18 protein-coding genes and 2 pseudogenes are annotated in these 17,641 nt (G+C 69.8%); 18 read left to right on the forward strand and 2 right to left on the reverse strand.

The features are described from left to right. Positions 1-116 precede the first annotated feature (116 nt). The 3 genes and pseudogenes from DDF62_RS18560 to DDF62_RS18570 all read left to right on the forward strand — a co-directional run. Positions 117-263: pseudogene (locus tag DDF62_RS18560) on the forward strand (hypothetical protein); the annotation flags it as partial. 53 nt (positions 264-316) lie between these two features. Further along, complete coding sequence (locus DDF62_RS18565) at positions 317-1,009, forward strand: MgtC/SapB family protein (RefSeq protein WP_116490471.1); 693 nt, start codon at positions 317-319, stop codon at positions 1,007-1,009. 55 nt (positions 1,010-1,064) lie between these two features. Beyond that, complete coding sequence (locus DDF62_RS18570) at positions 1,065-1,997, forward strand: nucleoside hydrolase (RefSeq protein WP_116490669.1); 933 nt, start codon at positions 1,065-1,067, stop codon at positions 1,995-1,997. A gap of 14 nt (positions 1,998-2,011) precedes the next feature. On the opposite strand, the pseudogene DDF62_RS26750 reads toward DDF62_RS18570, so the two are convergent. Beyond that, a pseudogene (locus DDF62_RS26750) lies at positions 2,012-2,099 on the reverse strand (hypothetical protein); the annotation flags it as partial. A gap of 11 nt (positions 2,100-2,110) precedes the next feature. Then, complete coding sequence (locus tag DDF62_RS18575; protein WP_425267064.1) at positions 2,111-3,541, reverse strand: M20/M25/M40 family metallo-hydrolase; 1,431 nt, start codon at positions 3,539-3,541, stop codon at positions 2,111-2,113. Between the two features lie 147 nt (positions 3,542-3,688). Here DDF62_RS18575 and ruvC point away from each other — a divergent pair, with 147 nt between their 5' ends. The 15 genes from ruvC to folP all read left to right on the forward strand — a co-directional run bounded on the left by ruvC (position 3,689) and on the right by folP (position 17,631). After that, a complete protein-coding gene (gene ruvC, locus DDF62_RS18580) occupies positions 3,689-4,204 on the forward strand; it encodes a crossover junction endodeoxyribonuclease RuvC (RefSeq protein WP_208866901.1) in 516 nt (171 codons plus the stop codon). Further along, positions 4,201-4,821, forward strand: a complete 621-nt coding sequence (gene ruvA / locus DDF62_RS18585) for a Holliday junction branch migration protein RuvA (RefSeq protein WP_116490473.1) — start codon at positions 4,201-4,203, stop codon at positions 4,819-4,821. The genes ruvC and ruvA overlap by 4 nt, the downstream gene beginning before the upstream one ends. A gap of 151 nt (positions 4,822-4,972) precedes the next feature. Further along, a complete protein-coding gene (ruvB, locus tag DDF62_RS18595; protein WP_116490474.1) occupies positions 4,973-6,028 on the forward strand; it encodes a Holliday junction branch migration DNA helicase RuvB in 1,056 nt (351 codons plus the stop codon). Positions 6,029-6,179: 151 nt separating this feature from the next. Next, the gene (locus tag DDF62_RS18600; RefSeq protein WP_116490475.1) at positions 6,180-6,632 is read left to right on the forward strand and encodes a YbgC/FadM family acyl-CoA thioesterase; all 453 of its coding nucleotides are present in this window, start codon (positions 6,180-6,182) and stop codon (positions 6,630-6,632) included. Between the two features lie 146 nt (positions 6,633-6,778). After that, positions 6,779-7,477 carry a protein TolQ gene (tolQ, locus tag DDF62_RS18605; protein WP_101720150.1) on the forward strand — a complete coding sequence of 233 codons (699 nt, stop codon included), beginning with the start codon at positions 6,779-6,781 and terminating at the stop codon, positions 7,475-7,477. A gap of 4 nt (positions 7,478-7,481) precedes the next feature. After that, positions 7,482-8,006, forward strand: a complete 525-nt coding sequence (locus tag DDF62_RS18610; protein WP_116490476.1) for an ExbD/TolR family protein — start codon at positions 7,482-7,484, stop codon at positions 8,004-8,006. A 16-nt stretch (positions 8,007-8,022) separates the two neighbouring features. After that, positions 8,023-8,889 (forward strand): energy transducer TonB, encoded by an 867-nt coding sequence (locus DDF62_RS18615; RefSeq protein ID WP_116490477.1) that lies wholly within the window; start codon positions 8,023-8,025, stop codon positions 8,887-8,889. Positions 8,890-8,935: 46 nt separating this feature from the next. Continuing rightward, positions 8,936-10,273 carry a Tol-Pal system beta propeller repeat protein TolB gene (gene tolB / locus DDF62_RS18620; RefSeq protein ID WP_341871578.1) on the forward strand — a complete coding sequence of 446 codons (1,338 nt, stop codon included), beginning with the start codon at positions 8,936-8,938 and terminating at the stop codon, positions 10,271-10,273. A gap of 214 nt (positions 10,274-10,487) precedes the next feature. Further along, positions 10,488-11,060, forward strand: coding sequence for a peptidoglycan-associated lipoprotein Pal (gene pal / locus DDF62_RS18625; protein WP_116490478.1), 573 nt, complete (start codon positions 10,488-10,490; stop codon positions 11,058-11,060). Between the two features lie 109 nt (positions 11,061-11,169). Continuing rightward, positions 11,170-12,024 carry a tol-pal system protein YbgF gene (ybgF, locus tag DDF62_RS18630; protein ID WP_116490479.1) on the forward strand — a complete coding sequence of 285 codons (855 nt, stop codon included), beginning with the start codon at positions 11,170-11,172 and terminating at the stop codon, positions 12,022-12,024. Beyond that, positions 12,021-13,232, forward strand: a complete 1,212-nt coding sequence (gene tilS, locus DDF62_RS18635) for a tRNA lysidine(34) synthetase TilS (protein WP_116490672.1) — start codon at positions 12,021-12,023, stop codon at positions 13,230-13,232. Before ybgF ends, tilS begins: the two co-directional genes overlap by 4 nt. A gap of 76 nt (positions 13,233-13,308) precedes the next feature. Next, complete coding sequence (ftsH, locus tag DDF62_RS18640) at positions 13,309-15,189, forward strand: ATP-dependent zinc metalloprotease FtsH (protein WP_101720146.1); 1,881 nt, start codon at positions 13,309-13,311, stop codon at positions 15,187-15,189. Positions 15,190-15,269: 80 nt separating this feature from the next. After that, complete coding sequence (locus DDF62_RS18645) at positions 15,270-16,271, forward strand: alpha/beta fold hydrolase (RefSeq protein WP_116490480.1); 1,002 nt, start codon at positions 15,270-15,272, stop codon at positions 16,269-16,271. 35 nt (positions 16,272-16,306) lie between these two features. Beyond that, entirely contained in the window at positions 16,307-16,786 is a 480-nt protein-coding gene (locus tag DDF62_RS18650; RefSeq protein WP_101720144.1) for a YbjN domain-containing protein, read from the forward strand. 32 nt (positions 16,787-16,818) lie between these two features. Next, positions 16,819-17,631: a dihydropteroate synthase gene (gene folP, locus DDF62_RS18655; RefSeq protein ID WP_116490481.1), complete on the forward strand. Its 813-nt coding sequence runs from the start codon at positions 16,819-16,821 to the stop codon at positions 17,629-17,631. The last annotated feature ends 10 nt before the right edge of the window (positions 17,632-17,641 follow it).

The raw sequence follows: 17,641 nt of genomic DNA on the forward strand, positions 1-17,641 counted from the left end.
CCCTCGGCGCCGGGGCTTGCCAGCGAGAACAAAAAATGAACATTGTGGCGTCTCCGGTTCTTGAAGAGGCCAGCCCCATGTCCGCCGCCGTCGTCGTTCCCGACCGCCATGAAGTGGCCATGGCCGCTCTGCTGGGCGCCTGGCGCACCCTGCGCGCCGCCGGCCTGGAGGAGGCCGAGGTCCAGGCCCTGTTCCTCCAGATCGCCGACCGCCCCGAGGACGTCGCCCGCCGCCTTCGCAAGATGGTCAACGGGCTGGGGTAGGTCTCCCATCGCGACGACGGGAGCCTCTTGCCCCGCTTGGCCGTTTCACCGCCATGGACGGCGTCTCGCTGCAATACGTGCTGCCCGTGCTGGGCGCCCTGATGGCCGGGGCGGTGGTCGGGTTCGAGCGCGAGTACCGCTCGCGGCCGGCGGGCCTGCGCACCCACATGCTGGTCTCGCTGGCCTCGGCCCTGCTGATGCTGGCGGCCGTGCACCAGCTGAAGTGGATGGGCGACACGCCGCTGGAGACGGTGCGCATCGACCCCGTCCGCATGGCCCACGGGGTGCTGACCGGCGTCGGCTTCCTGTGCGGCGGCGTCATCTTCCAGCAGGGCGTGTCGGTGCACGGCCTGACGACGGCCGCGTCGCTATGGATCACCGCCGCGCTGGGCATGCTGTTCGGCATGGCGCTTTATGACCTGGCGATCGCCGGCACGGTGCTCAGCGTCGTGGTGCTCAGCGCCGCCCGCTGGCTCGACCGCCACATGCCGCAGAAGAACTACGCCGAGATCGCCGTGCGCTTCCGGCGCGAGGCCCTGGTCGACGAAGCCGAGTTGCGCGGCCTGCTGGCGACCTTCGAGCTGGAGGGCGGGCGCATCAACCAGCGCCTGATCGGCGGCGGAACGCTGTTCGAGCTGGCCGGCTCGTTCTCGGGCAAGGGAACCCTGCGGCTGGGCGAGCTGGCACGGCGCCTGGAGGAAGACCAGCGGGTGGTCGAGTTCGACATCCTGCCCAGAAAGGACTGAACGGCGGTCGCCGACGGCTTCCGGGCGCGCCCGCTGATCGGCTATGATCGACGTCATGGCGCTTCGTCTGCACATCGACACCGACTGCGGCGTGGACGACGCCCTGGCCCTGGCCCTGCTGGCGCGGGCGAGGGAGGCCGTCGAGGTGGGCTCGGTCTCGGCCGTGTTCGGCAACACCTATGTCGACCAGGCCGCCGCCAACGCCCGCGGCGTGCTGCGCCTCGCCGGTTGCGCGGCCGAGGTCTATATCGGCGCCGGCGCGGGCCTGGCCCGCCGTCGGGTCGAGCGGATGCGGCCAGCCCACGGTCCCGACGGCTTGAACGGCGCGGGCTTTTCCCAGCGCTGGAAGCTGCCCGAGCTGGATCGCGGCCACGGGGTCAGCCTGCTGGCCTTCCTGGCGCGGCGGCGGGTGAAGGGCCTGTTCCTGGGGCCGCTGACCAACCTGGCGCTGGGCCTGCTGGACGATCCGGCCGCCTTCCGCGGCTGGTCGCCGACGATCATGGCCGGCGCCTTCTCCGTGCAGGGCAAGGCCGCCGGCGGGGCCGACTTCAACAGCTGGAGCGATCCCGAGGCCCTGGCCCGGATCCTCGAGGCGGGTGTCAAGCCGCGCCTCGTGCCGCTGGACGTCACCAGCCTGGTGACCATCACCGCCGCCGACCTCGACAGCGGCGCGCGCTGCTGCGGCAGCCCGCTGTCGGCGCGGCTGAGCCGCGCGGCCGCCCCCTACATCAGCTTCCACCAGAAGGCCTGGGGCGCCGAAGGCTGCCATCCTCACGACGCCGTCGCCGCCGCCAGCCTGGTGGCGCCCGAGGCCTTCGCCTTCGAACCGGCCCGCCTGCGCGTGGTGCTGGACGGCGAGCGCCAGGGCCGCATCGAGCGCGTCGACGGCGAGCCCAACGCCGAGGTCTGCGTGTCGGTGGATGCGCCGGCCGTGCGGGCCCTGATCCTCAAGGCCCTGTTCGGCTGGGTGGAGATGGCGGGGGCGTAAGGGGGGGCGGAAACCTCGTCCTTCGACAAGCTCAGGATGAGGTTTCACTGCTGCCTCGGCCTCAAGAGTGGTCCTCACCCTGAGCCAGTCGAAGGGCGAGGACCACGCACTGCTTACTTCCCGCCCGCGTAGTCCTTGACCAGCGCGTACAGGAAATCCCGCCCGTCATAGAGCGATTTGACGCGCATGCGCTCGTTGAGGCCGTGCACGCCGTCGCCGTCCGCATTGCCGAACAGGCCGCTGACGCCATAGGTCGGGATGCCGGCGGCGTTGGTGTGCACGCCGTCGGTGGCGCCGGTCAGCAGGATCGGCACGATCGGTACGCCGGGCCACTGCTTGGCGGCGTTCTTTTGGATCGGACCCATGATCGCGGGCGTCAGGGCCGGAGGCGGCGAGACCGGCTTGGCCTCGTGGGCCAGGGTGACGATGACGGCCGGATCAGCGACCAGCTCGGTCAGCTTGGCCTTCACCTCCTCGACCGGCGTGCCGGGCAGGATGCGGCAGTTGATGTTGGCGCTGGCGCGCTGGGGCAGGGCGTTGGGCGCGTGGCCGGCGTTGACCATGGTGGCCACGCAGGTGGTGCGCAGGATCGAGTTCCAGCCGGCGTCCCTGGTCAGCACCTTCAGGGCCTCGGGATCTTCGACATTGGCGACCAGGGCCTTCATGGCCGCGGCCTGCTCGGCCGGCACACGGGCCTGCATCTGGGTGAAGTAGCCGCGCGTGGCGTCGATGAAGCGGGTCGGGAACTGGTAGGCGCCGATGCGGCCGACGGCGGCGGTCAGGTGGTAGATGGCGTTGTCGGCCACGGGGCGGCTGGAGTGGCCGCCAGGGTTCGTCGCCGTCAGGGTGAAGTCCTGATAGACCTTCTCGCCGGCCTGGACCTCGAGCACGATCTCCTTGCCGGTCTCGTCCAGCAGGCCGTCGGCGCCTTCGTTCAGGGCGAATTCGGCGTCCACGAGGGGGCGGTGGTTCTTCACCAGGTCCTCGATGCCGTTGTAGCCCTCGCTCTCCTCGCCGCAGGTCAGCGCCATCTTGATGTCGCGCTTGGGCTTGAAGCCGCTCTGCTTGAGGCGGACCAGGGTGTCGGCCCAGATGGCGGCCTGGGCCTTGTCGTCCGAGGTGCCGCGTCCGTAGAAGTAGCCGTTCTCCTCGACCAGCTTGAACGGGTCGCGCGTCCAGTCCTCGCGCTTGGCCTCGACCACGTCGATGTGGGCCAAGAGCAGCATGGGCTTGGACTTGGCGTCGTTTCCGCGCAGCACGGCCACCAGGCTGCCCTCGCGCGGATACTTCGGATCGACCACGACCTTGACGTCGCCTTCCGGATAGCCGGCCGCCTTCAGGCGCGCGCCCATCGCCTCGGCGGCGGCGGTGCAGCTGCCCTTCGACAGCGTGGTGTCGATCTCGACCAGCTCCTTGTAGAGCGCGCGGAAGGCCGTCTGGTCGGCGCGCGGCGTGACCTGCGGGCCGGGCGTCGGCTGGGCATGGGCCAGAACGGGAAGGGCGGCGAGGGCCGCGGTGGTGGCGAAAAGGGCCTTCAGGCGCATGGTCCGACCTTCAAGTGTCGCGAAACGTGGCCGGAACAGGAGCGGGCTTCGCCTCGCTGCGCAAGCCACATGCTTGAAAACCAAGGCCCCGCGTTAACTCGTGCTTAAGCATGACGCGGCTTTTCCTGGCGACAGGAAAGGGCGAGACTGCGAGAACACATGATGAACGCGAATCGTCCCCTGCGCATCCTCGGCCTCGATCCGGGCCTCCGCCGCACCGGCTGGGGCGTGATCGGCGTGGCCGGCTCGCGCATCACCCATATCGCCCATGGCGTCATCGCGCCCGACGAGAAGGCCGCCTTCTCCGATCGCCTGCTGACCCTGTTCGAGGGCGTCTGCGCGGTGATCGAACAGCACGCGCCCGACGAGGCGGCGGTTGAGGAGACCTTCGTCAACACCAACGCCCAGTCGACGCTGAAGCTGGGCCACGCCCGCGCCGCCTCGATGATCGCTCCGGCCCGCGCCGGCCTGATCGTCGCCGAATATTCCGCGCCCGTGGTCAAGAAGGCGGTGGTGGGCACCGGCGCGGCCGACAAGGCCCAGGTCGCCTTCATGATCGCCCGCCTGCTGCCGACCGCCGGCTCGCCCACCGCCGACGCCGCCGACGCGCTTGCCGTCGCCATCGCCCACGCCCACGTCCGCACGGCGAGGAGAGTCGCATGATTGGGCGCCTGAGAGGGGCCGTCGCCGAGGTCGGCGAGGAAGAGGCCCTGATCGACGTCATGGGCGTCGGCTACATCGTCCGCTGCGGCCAGCGCACCCTTCAGCGCCTGCCGGCCCTGGGCGAGGAGACCCTCGTCCATGTCGAGAGCCAGTGGAGCGAGAACCAGGGCCTGCGGCTCTATGGTTTCTCCACCCGCGACGACCGCCGCGCCTTCGTGCTGCTGCAGGCGATCCAGGGCGTGGGGCCCAAGGCCGCCATGGCCGTGCTCGACGTGCTGTCGCCGGCCGAGCTGGCCTCGGCGGTGGCGCGCGAGGACAAGGCCGCCGTCGGCCGCGCCAACGGCGTGGGGCCCAAGCTCGCCTTGCGCATCGTCACCGAGCTGAAGGGCAAGCCGATCACCGACGGGCCGGTGATGACCGCCGCGCCCTCGGCCGCTTCGGCGCCGTCCGCTCCCGCCAAGCCAGCCGCCACCGGCGACGCCGTCGCCGCCCTGATGGGCCTGGGCGTGGCCGAGGTGAACGCCCGCCGCGTCGTTGAGGCCGCCGCGGCGAAGCTGGGCGACGAGGCCAGCGTGCAGGCGCTGATCAAGGCCGGTCTGCAGGAGCTGGGGCGATGAGGGCGCTTAAAAGCCCTTCCCCCTTGATGGGGGAAGGGTTGGGATGGGGCTGGTTCGGCGTTGGCCGTCTTCGTCATCGCCAGCCGAACCGCCCTAGTCACCCCCATCCCCGGCCCTTCCCCCATCAAGGGGGAAGGGAGAGATTGCCGTCATGACCCGCATCATCTCCGGCGAAGCCCAGATGGGCGACCAGGTTCCATCCACCGACCGCGCCCTGCGACCCCAGACCCTGGCCGAGTTCGTCGGCCAGGAGCAGGCCAAGGCCAACCTGCGGATCTTCATCGAGGCGGCGAAAGGGCGGGGCGAGTCGCTCGACCACGTGCTGCTGTTTGGCCCGCCGGGCCTGGGCAAGACCACCCTGGCCCAGATCGTCGCCCGCGAACTGGGCGTGAACTTCCGCGCCACCTCCGGGCCGGTGCTGAACAAGCCCGGCGACCTGGCGGCCATCCTGACCAATCTCGAGCCCAACGACGTCCTGTTCATCGACGAGATCCACCGGCTGTCGTCCAACGTCGAGGAGATCCTCTATCCGGCGATGGAGGACCACGTGCTCGACCTGGTGATCGGGGAGGGGCCGTCAGCCCGCTCGATCCGCATCGACCTGGCGCCGTTCACGCTGGTCGCCGCGACCACGCGGGCGGGGATGCTGGCGACGCCGCTGCGGGATCGCTTCGGTATCCCGGTGCGGCTGGAGTTCTATACGCCGCGCGAGCTGCGCCACGTGCTGCTGCACGGCGCGCGCAAGATGGGCGCGCCGCTTTCGGACGACGGCGCCGACGAGATCGCCAAGCGGGCCCGCGGCACGCCGCGCGTCGCCGGCCGCCTGCTGCGCCGGGTGCGCGACTTCGCCACCGCCGACGGGGCCGAGATCATCGACCGCAAGGCCGCGGCCATGGCGCTGGCGCGTCTCGAGGTCGACGAGAGCGGCCTGGACAGCCTGGACCGCCGCTATCTGCGGGCCATGATCGAGCACTATGGCGGCGGGCCGGTGGGCGTGGAGACCATCGCCTACGCCATCGCCGAGGCTCGCGACGCGGTCGAGGACGTGATCGAGCCCTACCTGATGCAGCAGGGCTTCATCCAGCGCACGCCGCGCGGCCGCATGGCCTGCGGCAAGGCCTATCTGCACCTGGGCCTGACCCCGCCCGCCACCCCGCCTGGCGCGTCACAGGGCGCTCAGGGCGGGCTGTTCGGGGATGACGTTTGAAACCCTTCTCCCAGAGGGAGAAGGAGGGGCCCGCGCCCGCAGGGCGTGGGAGGATGAGGGGTTTCGCCCTCGACCGCCCTAACCCCTCACCTTCCCATGCTTCGCATGGGCCCCTCCCTCTCCCCCCGGGAGAGGGGAGCAAAGGCGCGTCATGACCGATCTTCCCCAGCCCACCGCCGGCGTCTTCGTCGACCGCGAGCATCAGCTGCCCGTGCGCATCTATTACGAGGACACCGACTTCTCGGGGATCGTCTATCACGCCAACTACCTGCGCTATTTCGAGCGGGGGCGCAGCGACTTCTTCCGGATGATCGGGGTGTCGCACACCGAGCTGGCGGCGATCGACACGGCCTTCGCCATCACCCGCATGGAGCTGGACTTCAAGCGCGCCGCAAGAGTCGACGACGCCCTGGTGGTGCACACGGTCTGGAACCGCATCAAGGGCGTGCGCCTCTTGGCCCGCCAGTGGATCACGCGCGGCGAGGAACTGGTTTGCGCGGCCAATGTCGAGGCCGTCTGCATCAGCCTGGACGGCCGTCCGCGCAAGCCGTCGGTCGAGATGGCCGCCAAGGTGACTCCCTGGCTGGCGCCTGAAGAGGGCTGATCGCCCGTCGCACAGTGAAAAATCGCCGGTCCGTGAAAAATGGGCCCGTTGCAACCAATGTCATAGTTTCAACATTGCGCCGCTTCATGCAGTAAGGCGCAGAGTCGATACCTTTAGACTGACGCCCGAACGGAACAGGACCCCGCATGGACGCCGCCGCCAGCCCCGAAAGCTTCTCCTTCATCACGCTGTTCCTGAACGCCGACTGGGTGGTCAAGCTGGTGATGATCGGTCTGATCCTCGCCTCGCTGGGCTCGTGGGCGGTCATTCTCGACAAGCTGTTCCGCTTTTCCGCGCTGAACCGCGCCGCAGATCGCTTCGAGGAGCAGGTCGGTTCGGGCCGTTCGCTTGAGGATGTCGCCGGCGAGGCCGGCTCGAACCCGCGCCACGCCCTGCCGCGCATGCTGCAAGCCGCCCTGAAGGAATGGCGCGAGGCCAAGACCAAGGGCGTGCAGAGCGAGGGCCAGGTGGCCCTGCTGTCCCAGCGCATCGACCGCGTGCTCGACACCCAGATCGCCCGCGAGAGCGCCAAGGCCGAAGAGGGCCTGGGCAGCCTGGCGATCGTCGCCACCGCCTCGCCGTTCATCGGCCTGTTCGGCACCGTCTGGGGCATCATGCACGCCTTCCAGAGCATCGCCGCGGCCAAGAACACCTCGCTGACCGTCGTGGCTCCGGCCATCGCCGAGGCGCTGTTCGCCACCGCCGTCGGCCTGATCGCGGCCATCCCGGCCTACATCGCCTACAACAAGTTCTCGACCGACGCGTCGAAGTACGCCGGCCGCCTGGAGAACTTCGCCGACGACCTGTCGACCGCCATCCAGCGTCGCCTGAGCGAGCGGGTCTGACCCCATGGCGATGTCCGCAAACGACGCCTTCGCCACCTCGGGCGGCGGTCGCGGCCGCCGTCGCCGCCGGCGCGGCAAGGGGGCCCTGTCCGAGATCAACGTCACTCCGCTGGTCGACGTCATGCTGGTGCTGCTGATCATCTTCATGATCAGCGCCCCGCTGCTGACCTCGGGCGTGGAACTGGAACTGCCCAAGACCGAGGCCGGCGCGCTGAAGAACGAGCAGGAGCCGATCACCGTGTCGGTCCGCCACGACGGCGCGGTGTTCATCGGCGAGGACCAGGCGCCGTTCACCGAGTTCGCCTCGATCGTCTCGGCCAAGGCCGGCGACGCCGCCGACAAGCCGATCTACGTGCGCGCCGACGGCAAGGCCCCCTACGAGGTGGTCGCCCAGGTCATGGCGGCCCTGTCGAAGGCCGGCTTCACCAAGATCAACCTGCTGACCGACACCGGCGGCCCGTCGTCGGGCGCCGCCCCGCAGGACGCCCAGCCGGTCGGCGGCGGCGGCGACCTGCGTCCGGCCCAGTAGGGAATAGCCAAGCCTGATGCGGGAAGAACGCAACAAGCTGTCTCCGGCCCTTCTGGGCTCGGTCGCCCTCCACGCCGCGGTGGTGGCGGCGGTGATGATCGGTTGGCCGTGGAAGACGTCCAAGAAGATCGTCATCGGCGAGAGCGTGCCGGTGACCATCGTCACCGAGGGGCCGACCAACGTGCGTCCGGCCATCGAGGATCCTGTCGAGCAACCGGCCGAGACCATCGAGCCGGTTCCCGACGCCACGCCCGAGCCGCCGGCCCCGACGCCCGCGCCGCAGCCTCAGCCCGCGCCGCCCAAGCCGCAGCCCGCGCCGACGCCCAGGCCGCAGCCGACGCCGCCGCCCAAGCCGGCGTCGACCCCGACGCCCAAGCCGCAGCAGCCGCAGCCCAAGCCGACGCCGAAGCCGACCCCGGCCAAGCCCGAGCCCGACTTCTTCTCGTCGCTGGAAAAGACGCTGTCGAAGACCGCCAAGCCGGCCGGCAAGCCCGCTTCGTCGGCGCCCAAGGGTCAGACGAACCGTCCCGAGACCGCCACCCAGGCCCGTCCTGGCGCGGGCCAGATGACGGCCATGCAAGCGGCGGCGATCAGCGGCATGAAGGACGAGATCCAGCGGCGCTGGAACCCCAACTGCGAGGTCGTGGGCGGCGGTTCGATGCAGATCAAGCTCAGCTTCAAGCTGGCCAGCAACGGCCGGGTCTCCGGCCAGGTCACGGCCGGCGGGGCCGAGAATTCGAGCGACGCGATTGTCAAGACCGAGGCCGAGCGCGCGATCCGCGCCGTCTTCCAGTCCGCGCCGTTCGAAGGCCTGCCGCCCGACTACTACAACACTCAGCTCAATCTGAACTTCAAGGCGCGCGACGCCTGCGCCGCGCGTTAGGCGTTCCAGGGACGCCGCAAAGAGAAGAATGGAAGGAAGCCCGACGATGATCGCCAAGAGCGCCCGCGCCAAGCGGACCCTCGCCACGCCGCTCCTCGCCGTGACCCTCGCCCTGACGGGCGGCGCGTTCGCGGCGGCCCTGCCGGGCGTGGCCGCGGCCCAGATCGAGATCGACATCGACAAGGGCGCGGTCAAGCCGATGCCCGTGGCGATCCCGGCCTTCGCCGGCGCCCAGCGCGGCGCCGACATCGCCCAGGTCATCAGCGGCAATCTCGAGCGCTCGGGCTTGTTCCAGCCGCTGAACGTGGCCGGCGTTCCCGACAAGCTGACCGACGTGAACATCCAGCCGCGCTTTCCCGACTGGCAGGGCACCGGCGCCCAGGCGCTGATCAACGGCCAGGTGACGGTCGGCGCCGACGGCTCGCTGCGCGTCGACTTCCGCCTGTGGGACACCTTCAGCCAGCAGCAGCTGCTGGGCCTGCAGTTCACCTCGACGGCCGAGAACTGGCGCCGCGTGGCCCACAAGATCAGCGACGCGGTCTATGAGCGCCTGACCGGCGAAAAGGGCTATTTCGACACCCGCGTGGCCTTCGTCGCCGAGAGCGGCCCCAAGCTCAATCGCGTCAAGCGCCTGGGCATCATGGACCAGGACGGCGCCAACCCGCAGTTCATCACCGACGGCTCGTCGATCGTGATGACCCCGCGCTTCTCGGCCACCAGCCAGGAGCTGACCTACATGGCCCTGCGGCCGACGGGGTCGAGCATCTACCTGCTGAACCTGCAGACCAACCGCCAGGAAACGGTCGGCCGCTTCCCCGGCATGGTGTTCGCCCCGCGCTTCTCGCCCGACGGCAAGAAGGTGGCCTTCTCGGTCGAGAAGGGCGGCAACAGCGACATCTACGTGCTCGACCTGCGCACCCGCCAGTCGACCCGCATCACCACCGACCCGGCCATCGACACCTCGCCGTCGTTCTCGCCGGACGGCAGCAAGATCGTCTTCAACTCCGACCGCGGCGGCCAGGCCCAGCTCTACGTCATGAACGCCGACGGTTCGGGCGTGCGCCGCATCTCCTACGGCGGCGGCCGCTACACGACGCCTGTCTGGAGCCCGCGCGGCGACTACATCGCCTTCACCAAGCAGACCGGCGGCCAGTTCCACATCGGCGTCATGCGCACCGACGGCGGCGACGAGCGCCTGCTCACCACCAGCTATCTCGACGAGGGCCCGACCTGGGCCCCCAACGGGCGGGTGCTGATGTTCTTCCGCGAGAGCTCGGCGGGCAATCCGCGCCTCTGGACCGTCGACATCACCGGTCGAATCCTGCGTCCCGCCGCCTATCCTGGCGCGGCCTCGGATCCGGCCTGGTCGCCGCTGCTGGACTGATTTCCGGGCGTGGAAAGCCGCGGAACAAGAAGGTTTCGCAACTTTCCACAGGCTCGGCGCGTTGGAGCGTGGCTGTTCATCCGTCGTTCACCCGACAGGTGAAACGAGGTGGAGCAGCGTCCAACTGACGCCATTGTGAGGTCCAGGGAACGTTTTTGCGGGGCGGAGCAAGAGCAGCGCCGGTAAGAGTTTTGAACCCAGGCCGTACCTAGACTTGAGGAGATACTGGATGAGCTTCGACATCAAGAGCGCCGCCCGACTGGCGCTGATCGGTCTGGCCGTCGCTTCGGTGGCCGCCTGTACGCGCCCGAAGCCCGCTGGCCCGGTCGAAACCCCGCCGGCTCCGCAGCAACCGGCCGAACCGACCCGCCCCTACACCCCGCCGCCGACCCCGGACGCCCAGCCGACGGGCCCGCTGCCGGGCACCGTGCAGGACTTCGTCGTCAACGTCGGCGACCGCGTCTACTTCGACACCGACGAGTATTCGGTCCGCGCCGACGCCCAGCCGGTGCTGGCCGGCCAGGCCCAGTGGCTGGCCCGCTACTCGGCCGTCCGCGTCCGCATCGAAGGCAACGCCGACGAACGCGGCACCCGCGAATACAACCTGGCCCTGGGCGCCCGCCGCGCCAACGCCGTCCGTGAGTTCCTGATCGGCCAAGGCGTCGCCGCCTCGCGCATCGAGACGATCTCGTTCGGCAAGGAGCGTCCGCTGGATCCGGGCACCACCGAAGACGCGTGGGCCAAGAACCGTAACGCCCGCACCGCCATCACCGAGGGCGCGCGCTAAGGCTCATCGCCTGATCTGAACGAAGGCCCTCCTCCTAGCGGAGGGGGGCCTTTTTTCTGGCCGCGTTTCTGGCCGCACTTTTGTCCGCAACCGGGGCATAATCGTCGACATGAAGCTGAAAACCGCGCTCCTCGCCTCCGTTCTGCCGGTCGCCTTGGCCCTCGCCGCCGCCGCGCCGGCCCTGGCCCAGACGCCGATGCCCGATCCGCTGGACGACCGTTCGGCCAAGCGCATCGAAAAGATGGAGAAGGTCGTGCGCGAGCTGCGGGCGATCGTCTTCCAGGGACGCGACACCGGTAAGCCGGTCGTGGTCCAGACCGCCGAGACCGACGCCCAGATCGCCGCCCTCAACGAGCGGATCTCCGACCTGGAGCAGACCATCCAGAAGATGAACGGCCAGAACGAGGTCCTGACCCACGACATCGACCAGGCCCGTCGCGGCGGTGAGGCCCAGAAGGCCCGCGCCGACCAGCTGGAGCAGCGCCTGGCCGCGCTCGAGGGCAAGATCACGACGCTGGAGACGGCCGCCGCCAACGCCGCCGCCGCGCAGGTCGCCGCGCCGCCGGCCGCCGCCGCCGATCCGGCCACGGCCTTCAAGCAGGCCCGCCAGCTGCTGCTGGACGGCGACTATGCCGGCGCCGAGAACGCCTTCGGCGGCTTCGTCGACGCCTATCCCGACGACGCCAAGGCGCCCGAGGCCCGCTACTGGCTGGGCGAGACCCAGTTCGTCCGTGAGGCCTATGGCGACGCGGCGGGCTCCTATCTGGGCGCGGTGCGCGGCTGGCCGCAGACCAGCTGGGCCCCCAACGCGGTGCTGAAGCTGTCGCGGTCGCTGGTGGCGCTGAAGAAGCCCGCCGACGCCTGCCGCACGCTCGACGAACTGGCCAAGCGTTACCCGAAGGCGCCCGCCGACGTGGTCAGCAAGGCCAAGAGCACGCGCACCCAGGCCAAGTGCGCGGCCTGACGCAAGACGTCCAGGCCGTCCTGAAACGGCGACTGCGGCCAGGGGCGACCACGCCCCTGGCCGTCGGCTTTTCCGGCGGCGGCGACAGCCTGGCCCTGCTGCGCCTGACCCTGGACTGGGCCGCGTCCCGCGGGCGGCCGGTCCTGGCCCTGACCGTTGACCACGGCCTCAACCCCGCCAGCGCCGGCTGGACCGCCGACGCCGTGGCCAAGGCCCGCGCTCTCGGCGCGCAAGCCCAGGCGCTGCACTGGATCGGCGACAAGCCGTCCACGGGCGTGCAGGCCGCCGCCCGCGCCGCCCGCCACGCCCTGCTGGCCAATGCGGCCCGGCAGGCCGGCGCCCGCGTCCTGCTGCTGGGCCACACAGCAGACGATCGCCTGGAGGCCGCGCGGATGCGGGGCGAGGGTTCGACCACCTCCGATCCCCGGCAATGGGCCCCGTCGCCGGCCTGGCCGGACGGGCGCGGCGTCTTCGTCCTGCGGCCGCTGCTGGAGGCCCGACGCCAGGCCCTGCGCGACTGGCTGTCCGAGCGAGGCGAGACCTGGCTGGAGGATCCCGCCAACGCCGACGCCCGCTTCGCCCGCGCCCGGGCCCGCGCCGCCTTGTCCGGGGAGCATCCGGTCATCCCGCCGCTTTCGCCGGATCCCGTCCCGCCGGCCGCGATCGAGGGCGAGCACGCCCTGCGCCTGCCGCGCGACGCCTCGGCCGCCCAGGTCGCCGCCGCCTGCCTGTGCGCGGCCGGCACCGTCACCCCGCCGCGCGGCGAGCGGCTGGAGCGGCTGGTCGCGCGGCTGCGCTCGGGCGAGACTTTCGTCGCCACCCTGGCCGGCGCCCGGATCATGGCCGACGCGGCCGGCGCGCTGTTCGTGCGCGAGGCGGGGGAGGGCGGCCGCAGCGGCCTTTCGCCGCTGGTCCTGGCCGCCGGCGAGACCGGCGTCTGGGACGGCCGGTACGAGATCACCACGCCTTCCGCATCAACGACGATCCGGCCGCTCGGCGGCCTGGCGAGCCGTCTGCCGGCGGATGAAAGCCAGGCCCTGAAAGGGTTTCCCGCCGCCGTCCGCCCCGTCCTGCCGGCCGCCGTCGACGCCGTCGGCATGGTTTCTAGCCCGATCCTTGCAGGGGCCGGGACAATCGGCGCGCGCGTGCTGATCCGGGAAAGGTTCGAGGCCGCGACCGGCCTGATCGATCAAGAACCCGCTACATGACATCGCGCGCGTGGCGAAAAGCCGTCCGCCGTCCTATCTTGGGTCGACGAGCGCTATCTTTGGGAAGACGACGCGTATGAATCTGAGGAATGTCGCCATCTGGCTTGGGGTCGTTTTCGTCCTCATCATGGCCTACAGCGTCTTGCAGCGCGGCGGTCCCACGGGGCGCGCCGGCGAGGTCAGCTACTCGCAGCTGCTCAAGAACATCGACGCCGGGCAGGTGAAGTCCGCCGAGATCAACGGGCAGCAGGTCAAGATCGCCTCGCCCGACGGCAAGACGACCTACACCGTCAACGCCCCGCCCAACAGCGAAGACCTGATCAAGCGCCTGGAAGCGCGCAACGCCGAGATCAAGATCCAGGACGGCGGCCGCTTCAGCCTGGTCAACCTGTTCCTGAACATGCTGCCGATCCTGCTGCTGATCGGCGTGTGGATCTTCTTCATGCGCCAGATGCAGGGCGGCACGAAGGGCGCGATGGGCTTTGGCAAGTCCAAGGCCCGCCTGCTGACCGAGAACAAGAACCGCGTGCTGTTCGACGACGTCGCCGGCGTGGACGAGGCCAAGGAAGAACTGCAGGAGGTCGTCGACTTCCTGAAGGACCCGGCCAAGTTCCAGCGCCTGGGCGGCAAGATCCCCAAGGGCGCCCTGCTGGTCGGTCCTCCCGGTACGGGTAAGACCCTGATCGCCCGCGCCGTGGCGGGTGAGGCCGGCGTGCCGTTCTTCACCATCTCCGGTTCGGACTTCGTCGAGATGTTCGTCGGCGTCGGCGCCAGCCGCGTGCGCGACATGTTCGAGCAGGCCAAGAAGAACGCCCCCTGCATCATCTTCATCGACGAAATCGACGCCGTCGGTCGCCACCGCGGCGCCGGCCTGGGCGGCGGCAACGACGAACGCGAGCAGACCCTCAACCAGCTGCTGGTCGAGATGGACGGCTTCGAGGCCAACGAAGGCATCATCCTGATCGCCGCCACCAACCGTCCCGACGTGCTGGACCCCGCGCTGCTGCGTCCGGGCCGCTTCGACCGCCAGGTCGTGGTGCCCAACCCCGACGTCGCCGGCCGCGAGAAGATCCTGCGCGTGCACATGAAGAACGTGCCGCTGGCCGCCGACGTCGACGTCAAGACCCTGGCCCGCGGCACCCCCGGCTTCTCGGGCGCGGACCTGGCCAACCTCGTCAACGAGGCGGCCCTGACCGCCGCGCGCAAGAACCGTCGCATGGTCACCATGCACGACTTCGAGTACGCCAAGGACAAGGTCATGATGGGCGCCGAGCGTCGCTCGATGGCCATGAGCGAGGACGAGAAGAAGCTGACGGCCTATCACGAGGGCGGCCACGCCCTGGTGGCCCTCAACGTCCCGGTCGCCGACCCCGTGCACAAGGCCACCATCGTGCCGCGCGGCCGCGCTCTCGGCATGGTCATGCAGCTGCCGGAAGGCGACCGCTACTCGATGAGCTACGACATGATGACCTCGCGTCTGGCCATCATGATGGCCGGCCGCGTTGCCGAGGAGCTGATCTTCGGCAAGGAGAAGATCACCTCGGGCGCGTCGAGCGACATCAGCGCGGCCACCAACCTGGCTCGCAACATGGTCACCCGCTGGGGCTTCTCCGACGACCTGGGCACCGTGGCCTACGGCGACAACCAGGAAGAGGTGTTCCTGGGTCACTCGGTCGCGCGCACCCAGAACGTCTCGCCCGACACCATGGTCAAGATCGACGCCGAGGTCCGTCGCCTGGTGAAGGGCGGCGAGGACGACGCCCGCCGGATCCTCACCGAGAAGCTGGAAGACCTGCACTCGGTGGCGAAAGCCCTGCTGGAGTTCGAGACCCTCAGCGGCGAGGAGATCATCGGCGTGACCAAGGGCGTGGCCCCCAAGCGCGACGAGCCGGAAGAAAAGAAGCCGACCGGCCCGGTCGCCTCGGTTCCGGTCTCGCCCTCGGGCGTCACCGCTTAAAGGTCGATCACCTACTCGAATAATGCGAAAGCCGGATCCGTCCTCGGGTCCGGCTTTTGTTTTGCGCGTTAGGAGGCCTCATGAAGACCGCTCTCGTCGCCGCCGTTCTGGCGCTGTCGCTTCCCGTCATGGCCAAGGCGGCCGAGCCCGTCGCCGTCGGGATCGCGCTGGAGAACTACGCCTATCCCTATCCCGTGGGGTTCCTGCCGCTGGAGCACGGGGGCCACGCCGTGCGCATGGCCTATATGGACGTCGCGCCGACCGGCCCGGCCAACGGGCGCACCGTGCTGCTGCTGCACGGCCGCAACTTCCCCGCTGGCTACTGGGCGCCGACCATCCAGGCGCTGAGCGCCGCCGGCTACCGGGTCGTGGCCCCCGACCAGATCCAGTTCGGCAAGTCGTCCAAGCTCGACGACGAGCCCGTCCGCTTCGACCGCATGGTGCAGGACACCGCCGCCCTGCTGGACCACCTGAAGATCGACAAGGTCGACGTCGTCGCCCACTCGATGGGCAACCATGTGGGCGTGCGCTGGTCCCTGGCTCATCCGGACCGCACCGGGCGCCTGGTCATGTACGGCCCCGTCGGGCTGGAGGACTACCGCCTCTATACGCCGTCCACGCCGCTGGAGAAGCTGGTCGCCGACGACGAGGCCAAGGGGCCGGAGGCTTATCTGAACGAGCTGATGACCAGCTACGGCCTGACCCTGCCGCGCGAGGCCATGGCCCCCTATGTCGAGCTGCGCGAGGGTCTCAAGCGCTCGGGCGACTGGCCGCGCTACGTCCGCAGCTTCGCCGCCAGCGCCGTCGCCATCCGCGACCAGCCCTATCTGCAGGACCTGCCGAAGGTGTCGGTTCCTGTGCTGATCCTGGCCGGCGAGCGCGACGGCACGGCGCCGGGCAAGGGCTACGCCAGGCCCGAGGACAAGCCAAAGTTCGGCCATGTGCTGGCCCGCGCCCAGGCCCTGGCGCCGACGATGAAGAGCGCCCGGGTCGAGGCCTTCGACGCCGGCCACCTGCTGCACCTGGAGCGCACCGAGCGGTTCAACGCCGCCGTCCTGGCCTTCCTGAGCGAAGGCCGGTAGAGCTTCCCTTCGAAGTTGAACGAAAGGGAAGATCGATGAAGACGTCGATTCCAGGCCTCCTGGCCGCCGCCGTGATGCTGTCGCCAGCCGTCGCTCTGGCCGCGCCCAAGCCGATCCATGCCGACGGCATGACCGGCCCCGAGGTGGTCAAGTGGCTGCAGGACGCCGGCTACAAGGCAGAGCTGCTGACCGACAAGACCGGCGACCCGCACATCAAGAGCGCCGCCAACGGGGTCAACTTCGACATCTACTTCTACGACTGCACGGCCAAGCCGCGCTGCAAGGCGATCCAGTTCTCGGCCGGCTTCGACCTGAAGACGCCGCTGTCGGCCGGCAAGATCAACGAGTGGAACCGCGATAACCGATACCTGAAGGCCTATATCGACGACGATGGCGACCCCTACGTCCAGTACGACGTCAACCTCAACGCCGGCCGCACCACCGACGTCCTGGACGACGATTTCGGCGTCTGGACCTCGATGATCGACGACTTCACCACCTTCATCGGCTGGTGACGGCCGCGGATCACGGGGGTAAACCCGCCCCCATGATCCATGCCGTTCCAAGCGTCATGGGCGTGGTCAATGTCACGCCCGACAGCTTCTCGGACGGCGGCCGGTTCTTCGATCCGGCCGCCGCCCTGTCTCACGCCCGCCAACTGATCGACGACGGCGCGGCTATTCTCGACATCGGCGGCGAGAGCACGCGGCCGGGCTCGGATCCGGTCTCCGAGACCGAAGAGATCGCTCGCGTCGTCCCGCTGATCCGCGCTATCCGCGCCGAGAGCGACGTCGCCATCTCGATCGACACCATGAAACCGGGCGTGGCCCGCGCCGCCGTCGCGGCCGGGGCCGACATCTGGAACGACGTCGCGGCCCTGCGCTTCGCGCCCGACGCCCCCGAGGTCGCCGCCGAGCTGGGCTGCGAGGTCATCCTCATGCACATGCGCGGCGAGCCGGGGACCATGCAGGACGAGCCGCGCTACGACGACGTGGTCGCCGAGGTCGAGGCCTTCCTGCTGGCCCGCGCCCTGACCGCCATGGCCGCGGGCGTCGAGCGCGAGAAGATCTGGCTGGATCCCGGCATCGGCTTTGGCAAGACGCTGGAGCACAACCTCGCCCTGCTGGCCGCCCTGCCGCGCTTCAACGCCCTGGGTTATCGCGTCCTGCTGGGCGCCAGCCGCAAGCGCTTCATCGCCGCCATCGACCCGCGCGCCCAGGACGCCCGCGACCGCCTGGGCGGCTCGCTGGCCGTCCACCTGCACGGCGCGGCCTGCGGCGTGGAGGCCGTGCGCGTCCACGACGTGCGTGAGATGAGCCAGGCGCTGGCGGTGTGGAAGGCGATCGGGGCGGCGGGGTGACCCTCGGTAT

The organism is Caulobacter radicis (genome assembly GCF_003094615.1).
GTDB classification, from domain to species: Bacteria; Pseudomonadota; Alphaproteobacteria; order Caulobacterales; family Caulobacteraceae; genus Caulobacter; species Caulobacter radicis.